10 protein-coding genes and 1 riboswitch are annotated in these 13,581 nt (G+C 68.4%); of the genes, 4 read left to right on the top strand and 6 right to left on the bottom strand.

Going from position 1 to position 13,581, the window contains the following annotated elements:
• Positions 1-25 precede the first annotated feature (25 nt).
• Positions 26-1,708 carry an ABC-F family ATP-binding cassette domain-containing protein gene (locus GVV77_RS06960; RefSeq protein ID WP_159617416.1) on the bottom strand — a complete coding sequence of 561 codons (1,683 nt, stop codon included), beginning with the start codon at positions 1,706-1,708 and terminating at the stop codon, positions 26-28.
• Positions 1,709-1,832: 124 nt separating this feature from the next.
• Here GVV77_RS06960 and GVV77_RS06955 point away from each other — a divergent pair, with 124 nt between their 5' ends.
• Positions 1,833-3,719, top strand: coding sequence for a glycerophosphodiester phosphodiesterase (locus GVV77_RS06955; protein WP_159617415.1), 1,887 nt, complete (start codon positions 1,833-1,835; stop codon positions 3,717-3,719).
• 22 nt (positions 3,720-3,741) lie between these two features.
• Here the strand turns inward: GVV77_RS06955 and GVV77_RS06950 are convergent, their stop codons facing one another.
• The gene (locus tag GVV77_RS06950; protein WP_159617414.1) at positions 3,742-4,464 is read right to left on the bottom strand and encodes a response regulator transcription factor; all 723 of its coding nucleotides are present in this window, start codon (positions 4,462-4,464) and stop codon (positions 3,742-3,744) included.
• Positions 4,465-4,557: 93 nt separating this feature from the next.
• Here GVV77_RS06950 and GVV77_RS06945 point away from each other — a divergent pair, with 93 nt between their 5' ends.
• Positions 4,558-5,364, top strand: coding sequence for an alpha/beta fold hydrolase (locus GVV77_RS06945; protein ID WP_159617413.1), 807 nt, complete (start codon positions 4,558-4,560; stop codon positions 5,362-5,364).
• A gap of 102 nt (positions 5,365-5,466) precedes the next feature.
• A complete protein-coding gene (locus GVV77_RS06940; RefSeq protein ID WP_159617412.1) occupies positions 5,467-5,910 on the top strand; it encodes a MarR family winged helix-turn-helix transcriptional regulator in 444 nt (147 codons plus the stop codon).
• A 28-nt stretch (positions 5,911-5,938) separates the two neighbouring features.
• On the opposite strand, the gene GVV77_RS06935 is transcribed toward GVV77_RS06940, so the two are convergent.
• From GVV77_RS06935 to GVV77_RS06920, 4 genes are all read right to left on the bottom strand, one after another.
• Positions 5,939-7,312, bottom strand: coding sequence for an L-serine ammonia-lyase (locus tag GVV77_RS06935; protein WP_159617411.1), 1,374 nt, complete (start codon positions 7,310-7,312; stop codon positions 5,939-5,941).
• Positions 7,313-7,349: 37 nt separating this feature from the next.
• Complete coding sequence (gene gcvT, locus GVV77_RS06930) at positions 7,350-8,456, bottom strand: glycine cleavage system aminomethyltransferase GcvT (RefSeq protein ID WP_159617410.1); 1,107 nt, start codon at positions 8,454-8,456, stop codon at positions 7,350-7,352.
• 4 nt (positions 8,457-8,460) lie between these two features.
• The gene (gene gcvP, locus GVV77_RS06925) at positions 8,461-11,322 is read right to left on the bottom strand and encodes an aminomethyl-transferring glycine dehydrogenase (RefSeq protein ID WP_159617409.1); all 2,862 of its coding nucleotides are present in this window, start codon (positions 11,320-11,322) and stop codon (positions 8,461-8,463) included.
• A 159-nt stretch (positions 11,323-11,481) separates the two neighbouring features.
• Positions 11,482-11,583: riboswitch (glycine riboswitch) on the bottom strand.
• A gap of 89 nt (positions 11,584-11,672) precedes the next feature.
• Entirely contained in the window at positions 11,673-12,116 is a 444-nt protein-coding gene (locus GVV77_RS06920; protein WP_159617408.1) for a DUF1810 domain-containing protein, read from the bottom strand.
• A gap of 153 nt (positions 12,117-12,269) precedes the next feature.
• Here GVV77_RS06920 and GVV77_RS06915 point away from each other — a divergent pair, with 153 nt between their 5' ends.
• Positions 12,270-13,577, top strand: coding sequence for an Nramp family divalent metal transporter (locus GVV77_RS06915; protein WP_159617407.1), 1,308 nt, complete (start codon positions 12,270-12,272; stop codon positions 13,575-13,577).
• Positions 13,578-13,581: the final 4 nt, after the last annotated feature.

Genomic DNA, 13,581 nt, shown 5'->3' with positions numbered 1-13,581 from the left:
CGGCTGCCGGCATCCGGTGCCCGGCTCAGCGGGCCCGGGTCACGCGCCCCTCGTCCCAGACGGGTTCCTTGGTCTCGTAGACCTTTCCATCGGAACCGAAGACGAGGAACCGGTCGAAGCTGCGGGCGAACCACCGGTCGTGGGTGACGGCGAGAACGGTTCCCTCGAAGGCGTCGATGGCGTGTTCGAGCGCTTCGGCCGAGTGCAGGTCGAGGTTGTCGGTCGGCTCGTCGAGCAGCAGCAGGGTGGCGCCGGAGAGTTCGAGCAGCAGAATCTGCAGCCGCGCCTGCTGCCCGCCGGAGAGCGAGTCGTAAGGCTGTTCGGCCTGTCCGGCCAGGCCGTACCGGTCGAGGACAGCCGAGGCCGCCTCCCGTCCGAGGCCCGAGCGGTGCTCATCGCCGCGGTGCAGGATGTCGAGGAGCGTCCGGCCCAGCAGGTCCGGACGCGAATGGGTCTGGGCGAAGAATCCCGGACGGATGCGTGCTCCGAGCTTGACCGTGCCCTCGTGCGGCACCTCGGCGATGTCGACGTCGGACACCGGCTGGTGTTCCTTATCGGGGTCGGTCCCGCCACCGGCGAGCAGCCGCAGGAAGTGCGACTTGCCGGACCCGTTGGAGCCCAGGACTCCCACGCGGTCACCGAACCAGATTTCGGTGCTGAACGGTTTCATCAGCCCCGTCAGTTCGAGCTTCGAGGCCACCACCGCCCGCTTCGCCGTCCGTCCTCCGCGCAGCCGCATCGACACGTTCTGCTCCATGGGAAGGGCTTCCGGGGGGCCGGCCTCAAGGAATTTCGCCAGGCGCGTCTGTGCCGCGTGGTACCGGTTGGCCATATCGGAGCGGAACGCGGCCTTGTTCTTGTACATGTTCACGAGTTCCTTGAGCTTCAGGTGCTCCTCGTCCCACCGGCGTCGAAGCTCCTCGAACCGCGCGTTCCGGTCCTGCCGCGCCTTGAGGTAGGTTTCGAATCCTCCACCGTGGGTCCAGGCCGACGCGCCGAGGACGCCGGGCTCGAGCGTGACAATGCGGGTCGCGGCGTTGGCCAGCAGCTCCCGGTCGTGGCTGACGAAGAGCACCGACTTGCGCGACTCGGCCAGCTTCGTCTCCAGCCAGCGCTTGCCGGGCACATCGAGGTAGTTGTCCGGCTCATCGAGCAGGAGCAGTTCGTCCGGACCGGAGAAGAGCGCCTCGAGGACCAGGCGTTTCTGCTCGCCGCCGGAGAGGGAGGATGCCGCCCGGTGCTGGGCGCGGTCGAACGGAATGCCGAGGGCCGCCATGGTCACCTCGTCCCAGGTGGTCTCCAGTTCATACCCGCCGCTGTCCCCCCAGTCGGCGATCGCCTGCGCATAGCGCATCTGGGTGGGTTCGTCGTCGGTTTCCATCATGGCCAGTTCGGCGTCATCGACAGCCTTCGCCGCCCGTGCGAGGGCCGGCGGGGCGGCGGAGACCAGGAGGTCGCGGACGGTGGTGTCATCGCGCACCTGCCCAACGAACTGGCGCATGATGCCCAGGGCGCCCGAACGGGTGACGGCCCCTTCGTCGGCGGTCAGGTCACCGGCGATGATCCGCAGCAACGTTGTCTTGCCCGTGCCGTTGGGTCCGATCAGGGCCGTCTTGTGGCCTTCCCCGACCCGGAAGGAGACGGCATTGAGCAGCTGCCGTCCGTCGGAGAGGAAATAATCAATGTTTGAAACGTCGAGGTGGGCCACCCCTAAAGTTTAGCGGCGGGCCGCGGGCCGCTCCGCTCGGGGCCTAGAGTGGTTCGGTAAATGCTCCGCTGGCGCCCCACCGACGCGTGCCCCGGAGCTCCGCAGACCCGAAGGGATATCCGAGATGTACATGGCCAAGCGGATCGGGCGGTCAACCGGCGCGCCCGAAACCCGTGTGCCATCGGCGTCCTTTCCTCTGCGGGCGTCCCTGCGGAAGGCCCTGACCGAGGCGCTCAGGGGGTTCCTCCCCCTCCAGCTCGCCTCCCTGGTCCTCAACGGTGCCACCATCCTGCTGGCGCTTCCTGCCCTGTCGGCACTCTTCCGCCTCGTTCTGGCGGCGTCGGGCCTGCCCCGGATCAGCGACCAGAACCTCGGGATGGTCCTGGCGCACCCCGGGGCGCTCGTGCTGATGATCCTGCTGGTGGTCGCCGCACTCGCGGTGGTGAGCCTGCAGCTTGTCACCCTGATCGTGCTGGTCCACCGCCAGCAGTGCGCCCTGCCCCTGCAGCTGCGGCCGGTGGCAGAGGACGTGGCCCTGGCCATCCGGGCGGTGCTCCACTACCAGTCGCCCCTGCTGATCGTCTATGTCCTGCTGGTCATGCCCCTGGGCGGATTCGGGCTGTTTTCCACGGTCACCCGCGGCATCGCCGTGCCGCTCTTCATCAGCGGCGAGATGCTCAAGGCGCCGGTGAGTGCCACCCTGTACGGGGCGGGACTGGCGGCGCTCCTGTACGTGAATATCCGTCTGATCTTCACCTTCCCGCTGCTGGTGATCGAAGGAAAATCACCGGGCCGGGCCGTGGCCGGCAGCCTGGCCGCGACCCGCCGCCAGTCCTGGCGGATTGCCGCCGCCATCGGAATCGTGGCAGCGGGCGCCGGGGCGCTTTCGACCCTGCTCACCGAGGCGGTGGTGCTCGCCGCCGCACTCGCGGACCGCATCGCCCCGCCAATCGCCCCCGCCGTGGCGGCCGGCGGCTACGGCATCGCCAATGTCGGATCCGCGGTGGTGCTGAGCTTCGCGCTCGTCGTGATTCTCCACGCCCTGACCGCCGCCTATAACAACCGGCGCACTGGCGTTCCGGACCGGACACCGCCGCCTGCCCCGCAGGGCCCTCAGCTCCACCGGAGGGGACGCTCCAGGCGGCGGCAGGCCGCCCTCGTGGTCCTCGGCCTGACAGTGATGGGGGCCACGGCGGTCCAGTCGGCCTCGATCCTCCCGGCGGCCGGAAGCGTGCCGGCAAACTCCGGGTCCACCAAGATCATCGCCCACCGCGGTTTCGTCGGGGGCGGCGTAGAAAACACCATCGGCGCCCTGGAGGCGGCGGCACGGGTGAGTCCGGATTTAGTTGAGATCGACGCCCAGGAGACCAGGGACGGTCGGTTCATCCTCAGCCACGACGTCAACCTGTGGATCGTCTCGGGGCTCAATGTGAACACGTATGAGCTGACCCTCGCCGAGGCCGAGTCGATCGATGTGAGTGTCGGCGGGTACAGCGACTCAATGGTTTCCCTCATCGATTACGTGCTGCGGGCCGAGGAGCTCGGTGTGAAGCTCCTCATCGAGCTCAAGCTGCACGGGCATGAGTCGCCCCAGGTGGTGGACCGGCTCCTGGCGGAGCTCGATTCGATCGGCGCCACGGACCATCACATCTACCATTCCCTGAGCAGCGAGGTGGTCCAGGAACTCGAGCAAAAGCGGCCCGGGCTGCGGGTGGGCTACACCGTGGCAGCCAACGTCGGCACCCTTGAGGGGGAGCCGGGGGATTTCCTCGTGGTTGAGCAGTCCTTCTTCACCGAGGAACTCGCCGCTCTCGCCCGCGGACGCGGGAAGGAGCTGTGGGTGTGGACGGTGAACGACCCCGATGCCATCCGGACGTTCCTGCGGGTGCCGGTCGACGGAATCATCACCGACCGGCCCGACGTCGTGCAGAGCGAGCGCAAAAGCATCGATGACGAGCGGGGGAGCGCGCCGGGGCTGCGTGATGCCCTCGACAAGCTCACCCTGCTGTAGGGCAGGCCGTCAGCGGGCGGTCTCAGCGCACCGGTGTCAGCGGAATGAGCCGGTAGCCTACGCCCCGGACCGTGCGGATGAACCGCGGATTGCTGGTGTCATCGCTGAGCTTCCGGCGGAGGTTCCGGATGTGCACCTCCACGAGGTGGTGGTCGAGCGCCCAGCCATCCCCCCAGACCCGGTCGAGGAGTGCCTCCCGTGACCACACCCGCGACGCGCCGTCGAGCAGGGCCTCGAGGAGGTCGAATTCGATCCTCGTCAGGGCCAGTTCCTCACCGTCGAGGCTCACGGTGCGCCCCTCGACATCCATCAGCAGTCCGTTGTGCCGCAGCAGGGAGCTGTCGTTGCCCACCGCACCCGGGCCGGTGCGCGGCCTGCGGAACATGGCCGAGACGCGCGCCGTGAACTCCCGCGGACTGAACGGCTTTCCAATGAAGTCGTCGGCGCCGGTCTCCAGGCCCAGCAGCCGGTCGATCTCGTCCTGGCGCGCGGTCACCATCACAATGTAGGCATCACTCATCGCCCGGGACTGCCTGCAGACCTCGACCCCGTCGAGGTCTGGAAGGTTCAAATCCAGGGTGATCAGGTCAGGCTGGTGGTCGCGCACCTTTGCGAGGCCCTCATGCCCGGTCGCCGCCTCGAGGATCGAAAATCCCTTCAACCGCAGTGCTGTGCCCAGCAGCTCCCGGATGTCCTCGTCGTCCTCGACGATGAGGGCGGTGCGTGGTTCATGGATATCGGGCATAGCAATACCTTGCCAGAAAATTCGAGAAGCCGCTGGCCAAACTTGAGGATTTCTTGAACTTCGGCGGGTAGAACGCCGGGCTACACTCACCGGATGGTCTCTCGCACTGTCTCAACTGTCCGCCTGCGCGGGCACACCCTCCGCCTCCACTCCTCGCCCGGGCCCACCGGTAGCACCGAGCCGCCGTTTGTTCTGATCCACGGCATCGGCATGTCGCACCGCTACCTTGACCGCCTGCACACCGAGCTCACCGCGACCGCTGACACCTATGCGGTCGACCTTCCGGGGTTCGGTCCCAACCCGGCCCCCGGGCCCACCCTTTCGGTGGAGGACTACGCCGCCGTGCTGCTCGACCTGCTGGCCGAGGCCGGGGCGGCGCCCTGCATCCTGGTAGGGCACTCGATGGGCGCCCAGATCGTTACGGCGGCGGCCCTGCGCGATCCAGCGCGGGTAAGGGGGGTTGTGCTGATCGGGCCGGTGGTGGACCGGCGGCGCCGGTCAGTCTGGCGGCAGGCGGCGGCCCTCGGGCATGACTCACTGCGCGAACTCCCCTCGGCGAATATCATTGTCCTCACCGACTACGTGCGCACGGGCCTGCGCTGGTATCTGAAGGCGCTGCGTCCCATGATGGAGTACCGCCTCGAAGCCGCCATCCGGGCCGTGGAATGCCCCGTGCTGGTGCTGCGTGGCTCCCGGGATCCGGTGGCCCGGGAGCCCTGGTGCAGGGAACTCGCCGAGGCTGCGCCCCATGGGTCCTTCACGGAGATTCCCGGCCAGCCGCATGTCGCCCAGCAGGGCGCTCCGGGCGCGGTCGCCGACGCCATCCGGGTCTTTCTAGCCGGCCACCGCTCCGGGGTCGGCGATCATTCGGGTCCGGAGCCCGAGCATCCCACTTCCTAAGCACCCTTGCTTAAAGCTTTGGGCGGATCACAGGGAAAACTTGAAGATCGGGGTTCATAGTGGAGGTATTGGGTTCTACTAGCGTCTGGAAGAAGTACCGTCATGCCAAACCTTAACGAGTGGTCAACAAGCCGTCTCCTCACCACCGCCGCCCGGCTGGTGGACCATGCGTGGAACGAACGACTCCTCGATATCGGCATCACCCATGCGGGTTACACCACCCTGGGTGTTCTCTCGCGTGAGGGCACCATGACCGGCGCGCGGCTCGCCCTGGCCGTGCACGTCCAGGCCCAGACGATCGGCAAGACGCTGGAAAAGCTGGAGCGCCAGGGCTTCATTTCCCGCATCCGCGACGCACGCGACCGCCGCAGCCAGCGCATCACCATCACCGAGGCGGGGCAGCTGGCTTTGGCCCGGGCCCAGGACATCGAGCGGTCCCTGATGACCGGCGAGGGCCTTGAGTCCGAGGAACTGCGCGGACTGCTGCGCGATATCGTCGTCGAACTCGCCCCGCAGCGGAACAAGTCGGTCCCGGCCGCGGTCTAGGCCGGCCGGGCGGGCGGGACCTGCCCGCTCAGCACTCCACGACGTTCAGGGCGAGCCCGCCCCGGGCCGTCTCCTTGTACTTGTCCATCATGTCCGCGCCGGTGTCGCGCATCGTCTTGATCGCGATATCCAGCGAGACGTGATGCTGCCCGTCCCCGCGCACCGCCATCCGTGCGGCGGTGATGGCCTTGATCGCACCGACCGCGTTGCGTTCGATGCACGGTATCTGCACGAGCCCGCCGACCGGATCGCAGGTCAGACCCAGGTTGTGCTCGATTCCGATCTCCGCGGCGTTCTCCACCTGCTCGGGGGTGCCCCCGAGCACCTCGGCCAGGGCACCGGCCGCCATGGCGCAGGCGGAGCCGACCTCGCCCTGGCATCCCACCTCCGCGCCCGAGATGGACGCGTTTTTCTTGAACAGGGAGCCGACGGCGGTGGCGGCCAGCAGGAAGCGCACCACACCGTCGTCGCTGGCGCCGGGAACGAAGTCGACGTAGTACTTCAGGACGGCCGGAATGATGCCGGCGGCGCCGTTGGTGGGCGCCGTGACCACGCGGCCGCCGGCCGCGTTTTCCTCATTGACCGCCAGGGCGAACAGGGTCACCCATTCCATGGTCCCAAGCCGGTCCTCGGGGTCGTTGGCCTTCTCCAGGAGTTCCAGCTGACGGGCGGCCCGCCGCCGCACGGCCAGCCCTCCGGGCAGGACGCCGCCGGTGCTGGTTCCCCGGCGGATGGTGTCCTGCATGACCTCCCAGATCTGCAGCAGGCCCGCCCGGACCTCCTCCTCGCTCCGGAAGGCCTTCTCATTGGCGAGCACGATCTCGGAAAACGACATATCGTGCTTGCGGCATAGTTCCAGCAGCTGGTCGGCCGTATTGAACGGGAAGGGCACGACGACCTCGGGTTCGGGCTGCGTTTCGACGCCGATCTGGTTCTCATCGAGGACAAACCCGCCTCCGACCGAGAAGTAGTCGCGCGCCCGAAGCAGGGTTCCCGCGGCGTCCCAGGCCTGGAAACGCATTCCGTTGGTGTGATATTCAAGCCGCTTCCGCCGGTGCAGGATGAGATCCCGGTCGGGGTCGAAGCCGATTTCACGTTCGCCGGCCAGGCGCAGCAACTTGAGTTCGCCGATGCGTCCCACCCGTTCGTCCGCGGTGGCGGGATCGACGAGATGGGGCTGGCTTCCCTCAAGTCCGAGCAGGATCGCCTTCACTGTGCCGTGGCCGTGCCCGGTGACGCCGAGGGATCCGAAGAGCTCGACCTGGAGGCGGTCGACCCGCCCGAGCAGCCCTTCTTCCCGCAGCAGTTCCGTATAAAGGTAGGCAGCCGTCATCGGCCCGCCGGTGTGTGAACTCGACGGGCCGATGCCGATCTTGAACAGGTCGAATGCGCTGATGGTCACTGAGGTCCCCCTGATGCCATGGAGCCGTCGAACGGCATCACTTGGCGCGCTTGTAGAACGGTGTCTCCACGACGGTGAAGGGCTCGGGGCGGCCCCGGAGGTCGACCTGGACTTCGGTGCCCGGCTCCGCAAGGGCCGAGTCGACGTAGGCCAGCGCCACCGGATAGCCGAGGGTGGGGCTGGGCAGCCCGGAGGTCACCGTGCCCACGGCCGTGCCGTCCACGACGACGTCGTAGCCGGCGCGCGCGGAACGCCGGCCGGTGCCGCGCAGCCCCACCAAGCGGCGTGCCGGCCCGGTGGCCTTCAGCGGCTCCAGGACGGAGCGGCCCACGAAGTCCTCGGTCTTCTTGAGGCTCACCACCGGGCCGAGGCCGGCCTCGAAGGGGTTGGTTGAGAGGCCGAGCTCGTTTCCGTAGAGCGGCATGCCGGCCTCGAGGCGGAGGGAATCCCGGGCGGCAAGGCCGCACGGGATCAGGCCGGAGCCGGCACCGGCTTCGAGGGCCGCGTCCCAGACGCGCACGGCGAAGGAGTTGCCGACGAACAGCTCGAATCCGTCCTCGCCGGTGTACCCGGTGCGGGCCAGCAGGACCGGCACCCCGGCCAGTTCGACCTCGACGGCGGCGTAGTAGCGCAGCGAGGTGATGGCCTCGGCGTCGTCGGGGGCCGCCAGAGCCAGCAGGATCGCCTCGGCGTTGGGCCCCTGGACGGCCACCAGGGCGGTGGTCTCGGACTGGTCCTCCACCACGGCGTCGAAGTCGGCGGCGCGGTCGTGCAGCTCCGAAGCGACGGTGTCGGCGTTGGAGGCGTTGGGCACCACGAGGAAGCGGTCCTCGGCCAGGCGGTAGGTGATGAGGTCGTCGATCACGCCGCCGTCGGTGTTGCAGATGAGGGAGTACTTCGCCTTCCCCACCGGCATCACCGCCAGGTTGCCCACGAGCGCGTAGTTGAGGAACTCGGCCGCCTGGGGTCCGGTGACCAGGACCTCCCCCATGTGGGAGAGGTCGAACAGGCCGGCGGCGCGGCGCACCGTGTGGTGTTCTTCGAGTTCGCTGCCGTACTTCAGCGGCATCTGCCAGCCGCCGAAGTCGGTGAAGGAGGCGCCGAGGGCTTCGTGCCGGGTGTAGAGCGGGGTCTGCTTGGGCATGGAATCAGTCCTCGAAGGCTTCGATGGGAGGGCAGGAGCACACCAGGTTGCGGTCGCCGTGGGCGCCGTCGATGCGCCGGACCGGCGGGAAATACTTGTCGTGCCGCAGGGAGCGCAGCGGGTACGCGGCGAGCTCGCGCGGGTAGGACTGGTTCCAGTCGTCCCCGATGAGCGTGGTCGCCGTGTGCGGGGCCTGGCGCAGCGGGCTTTCCTCGACGGTCCACTCGCCGTCGGCGACCCGGTCGATCTCGCCCTTGATGGCGATCATGGCGTCGACGAACCGGTCGAGCTCGGCGAGGTTCTCCGACTCGGTGGGCTCCACCATGAGGGTTCCGGCCACCGGGAAGGACAGCGTAGGGGCGTGGAAACCGTAGTCGATGAGCCGCTTGGCGACGTCCTCGGCGGTGACCCCGGTCTTCGCGGTGAGCGGGCGCAGGTCGAGGATGCACTCGTGCGCCACCAGCCCCTGGGCCCCGGTGTACAGCACGGGGAAGTGCTCGTTGAGGCGTGCGGCAACGTAGTTCGCGGCGAGCAGGGCGTGCGCGGTGGCGCTGGTCAGGCCCTCCGCGCCCATCAGGGCCACGTAGGCCCAGGAGATGGGAAGGACCCCGGCCGAACCGTACATCGACGCCGAGACGGGAGCGCCGCCGCCGGCCTCGTCGGTGGCGATGTCCCGGTTCGCGTCACCGGGCAGGAAGTCGATGAGGTGCTCGGCCACGGCGACCGGTCCGACGCCGGGGCCGCCGCCGCCGTGCGGGATGCAGAAGGTCTTGTGCAGGTTCAGGTGCGAGACGTCGCCGCCGAACTCACCCGGCTTGGCCAGCCCGACGAGGGCGTTGAGGTTCGCGCCGTCGATGTAGACCTGCCCGCCGGCCGCGTGCACCTGCTCGCAGACCCAGCGGACATCCTCCTCGAACACACCGTGGGTCGAGGGGTAGGTGATCATGATCGCGGAGAGGTTCTCGGCGTGCTGCTCGATCTTCGCCTTGAGGTCGTCGTGGTCGATATTGCCGTTGGCGGCCGTGGCCACGACGACCACCTTCATACCGGCGAGGACGGCGGAGGCGGCGTTGGTGCCGTGCGCCGAGGAGGGGATCAGGCACACCGTGCGGTTCTCGTCGCCGCGCGAGCGGTGGTAGCCGCGGATGGCGAGCAGGCCCGCGAGCTCACCCTGTGAGCCGGCGTTGGGCTGCAGGGACACCTTGGCGTAGCCGGTGATCTCGGCCAGGCGCTCCTCGAGGTCGGTGATGAGCTCGCGCCAGCCCTCGGTCTGCGCGGTGGGCGCGAACGGGTGGATCGAGGCGAACTCGGGCCAGGAGATCGCTTCCATCTCCACCGTGGCATTGAGCTTCATGGTGCACGAGCCCAGCGGGATCATGGTGCGGTCAAGGGCCAGGTCGCGGTCGGAGAGTCGGCGCAGGTAGCGCAGCATCGCCGTTTCCGAGCGGTGCAGCGAGAACACCGGGTGGGTCATGTAGGCGGAGGTGCGGCGCAGCCCGGCCGGGATCCGGGTTCCGGTGTCCGCTGCCCCGGCACCGGCGTCGCTGCCGGCGCCGAACACGCCGGCGACGGCGGCGAGGTGGTCCGCGGTGGTGGTCTCGTCGCAGGAGATGCCGAGGTGGTCAGCGTCGACGCGGCGCAGGTTGTAGCCGAGTTCCTCGGCACGGTCCGCGAGTTCGGCGGCCCGGCCGGGCACGCGGACCAGCAGGGTGTCGAAGAAGGTGTCGTGGACGATCTGCGCTCCGGTGGCGCTCAGCCGCCCGGCGAGGTCGACGGCGCGGCGGTGGGCCTGCTCGGCGATCGCCTTGAGGCCCTCGGGGCCGTGGTAGACCCCGTACATGCTGGCGGTGATGGCCAGCAGCGCCTGGGCGGTGCAGATGTTCGACGTCGCCTTTTCACGGCGGATGTGCTGCTCGCGGGTCTGGAGGGCCAGGCGGTAGGCGGGGGCGCCGTCGGCGTCCTTGGACACCCCGACCAGGCGGCCGGGCAGCATGCGCTCGAGGCCCTTGCGCACCGCCATGTACGCGGCGTGGGGTCCGCCGAAGAACAGCGGAACGCCAAGGCGCTGGGCGGAGCCGACAGCTATGTCGGCGCCCTGCTCGCCCGGGGCGGTGATCAGGGTCAGGGCCAGCAGGTCGGCGGCGACGGTGACGAGGACCCCGCGTTCCTTGGCGGCGGCGATGACGGCCGTGGAGTCGCGCAGGGCACCGGAGGCGCCGGGCTGCTGGAGGACGACGCCGTTGATGTCGCCCTCGGGCAGGCCCTGGGAGAGGTCGGCGACCTCGACCTCAAAGCCGAGCGCCTCGGCGCGGCCGCGGACCACAGCTACGGTCTGCGGGAGGCAGTCGGCGTCGAGGACGGTGCGGCCTGACTTGTTCTTGCCCGAGCGGCGCATCAGCAGCACGGCCTCGGCGACGGCCGAGGCCTCATCGAGCAGCGACGCGTTGGCGATGTCGAGGGCGGTGAGGTCCTGGACCATGGTCTGGAAGTTGAGGAGCGCTTCAAGGCGGCCCTGGGAGATTTCCGGCTGGTAGGGCGTGTAGGCGGTGTACCAGGCCGGCGATTCGAGGACGTTGCGGCGGATCACCGGAGGGGTGACCGTATCGAAGTAGCCCTGGCCGATCATCTGCACGGCGGTCCGGTTGCGGCCGGCGATCCGGCGCAGCTGCGCCAGCACCTCGGGTTCGCTGAGCGCCGCAGGAAGATCGAGGGCCTTGGCGGACCGGATGCTTGCCGGTACGGCGATATCGACGAGCTTGTCGATGCTGGGGTATCCGAGGACCGACAGCATCTGCGCTGCGTCGGAGGTGCGCGGACCGATGTGGCGGTCGGCGAAGGTGGAAGCCAGGTCGGCATGGGCGGTCATGGAAACTCCGTACGTTCAAGCGCTGAAAGCGCGTCCCTTTTCGAGTTCCTCCCCGCTCTGTGTCTTGGACCTGAGAGTTTCCGCAGGGCTCCGTGCCTGCTTGCACCTTCGGTGAGCGCTGCCTGCCCTCGGGGCCGGTGCGCTGCTTTCCAGAGTTGCCTAACCGCAGCGGTACTGGGCCTGAGAGATTCCTGGGGAGGATTTGCTCCTACGGCGCCTGCCGAGTGGATATTCGCGGCAGGACTCTCCCGCTGCAGGTCAAAGGCATATGAAATTGTGGTTGAAACCACATCGATCCTACCTTGGCAACCCCCGGCCGGGCAAAGACGCGCGGGCCGGCAGCGCCCCGTTCAGAGGCGTTCGTCGGTGGCGGTGTCGGGCAGTGAGTCGAAGTACTTCGCAAGAAGGTCGGAGAACGCGGGCTCGCCGGGGGCCGCCCGGTGGAAGAGAGTCGCGCTCGAATGCAGTTTCCGCGCATCGATGCCGCCGAAGACCGCTTCCGCGCTGTGCCCGGGCAGAGCGGCGGCCGCCGCGGCGCATTCGAGCAGCCGAGGCCCGAGGACGGGGTGGGCGAGATAGGCCTGCGCCTCGGCCAGGGAGGAGATGGCAAACTCGCGGGCCGTCGCGCTGCTCCCAAGGCCCTGGATCTGGGGAAAGACGAACCACATCCAGTGGCTCTGCTTGCGTCCGGCGAGGATCTCGCCAAGGGCTCGCCCGTACGTGCCGCCCGCGTCCTGGGCTGAGACGAACCGTTCCAGGCGGTAAGGGTCGCCTGCGGTCGGTGTGTTGTCCATCGGAGCCTCCTCAGGCGGTGTCCCGGACCGCGGCTGGCGTGCCGGTGGGTCCCGGATCCAGCGCCGGGCCTGTGACAGAATGCACACGACCGGCGGACCCGCCCCCGGGCGGTCTTACCCGCACAAGGTACCAACAGTTAGGACTCCTGGTCGATGGCGACTACCGGCGGCACTCCCCCAACGCCCACAGAGCACGAGGACCGGATCGACGACGACGGCGGCGCTCCCGCGAAATGGAAGCTCGTCGGACCAGGACTCGTGGTTGCCGCCACGGGGGTCGGCGCGGCGGACATGGTGGCTACCCTCGTCGCCGGTTCCCGCTTCGGCTACGGCCTGCTGTGGGCCGTCGTGCTCGGTGTGGTCCTGAAGATCATCCTTGTGGAGGGAGTCGGACGGTTCACCCTCGCCACCGGACGGACGATCTTCGAGGGCTGGCGGTCGCTGGGGCGGTGGACCACCTGGTACTTCGGCCCCTACATCATGATCTGGGGCTTCGTGTACGGAGCCACGGCCATGTCCTCGGCGGCGCTGCCCCTGGCCGCCGTCTTCCCTGTCCTGCCGCTCTGGGCCTGGGCGATCACCATGGGCCTGCTCGGGTTCGTCATGGTCTGGTTCGGCAAGTATGCAACCTTCGAGAAGATCACCGCCGTCCTGGTGGGACTGATGTTCGTCACCGTTGTGGGACTTGCCGTCATCGCCCTGCCCAACATCCCGGCGATGTTCACCGGCCTGCTCCCCAGAATTCCGGACGGCGGGGTTCTCTACACCCTCGCCCTCGCCGGCGGCGTCGGTGGAACCATCACCCTGGCCGCCTACGGCTACTGGCTGCGGGAAAAGGGCTGGTACACCCCGAAATGGATGCGGGTGATGCGCATCGACAACTCAATGGCCTACGTGATGACCGGCATCTTCGTTGTCGCCATGCTCATCGTCGGCGCGGAGGTGGTGCGCTCGGCGGGCGTCTCGATCAGCGCAGGTGACGAGGGCCTGCTGGACCTCTACGGCGTGCTGAAGGACGAATACGGTGACGTCGTCGGCACCGGATTCCTCGTCGGTTTCTGGGCCGCCTCGTTCTCCTCGATCCTCGGCGTGTGGAACGGCGTCTCCCTGATGTTCGCCGACTTCTGGGGAAATATGCGCGGTAAGGAATCAGGCCATCCCGACACCCGGGTGGGCGGCAAGTACTTCCGGTTCTACGTGCTGTGGCTGACCTTCCCGCCGATGATACTGTTCGCCCTGGGCCAGCCCATCGGCCTGATCCTCGCCTACGGAGTCCTGGGTTCGCTGTTCATGCCGTTCCTTGCGGTGACCCTGCTCGGACTGCTGAACGGGAAACGCATTCCCGCCCGCTGGGCCAACAAGCCCTCGACGAACATCGCCCTGGGCATTACGGCGCTGCTGTTCCTGGTCCTCGGCGGCCAGCAACTCGTCAAGGCAGTCGCGCCGCTGGTGGGCGGCTGAGCCT

Origin of the sequence: Arthrobacter zhaoguopingii (genome assembly GCF_009828605.1) — a bacterium.
Classification (GTDB): Bacteria; Actinomycetota; Actinomycetes; order Actinomycetales; family Micrococcaceae; genus Arthrobacter_D; species Arthrobacter_D zhaoguopingii.
This window is presented reverse-complemented; position numbering and strand designations above follow the sequence as displayed.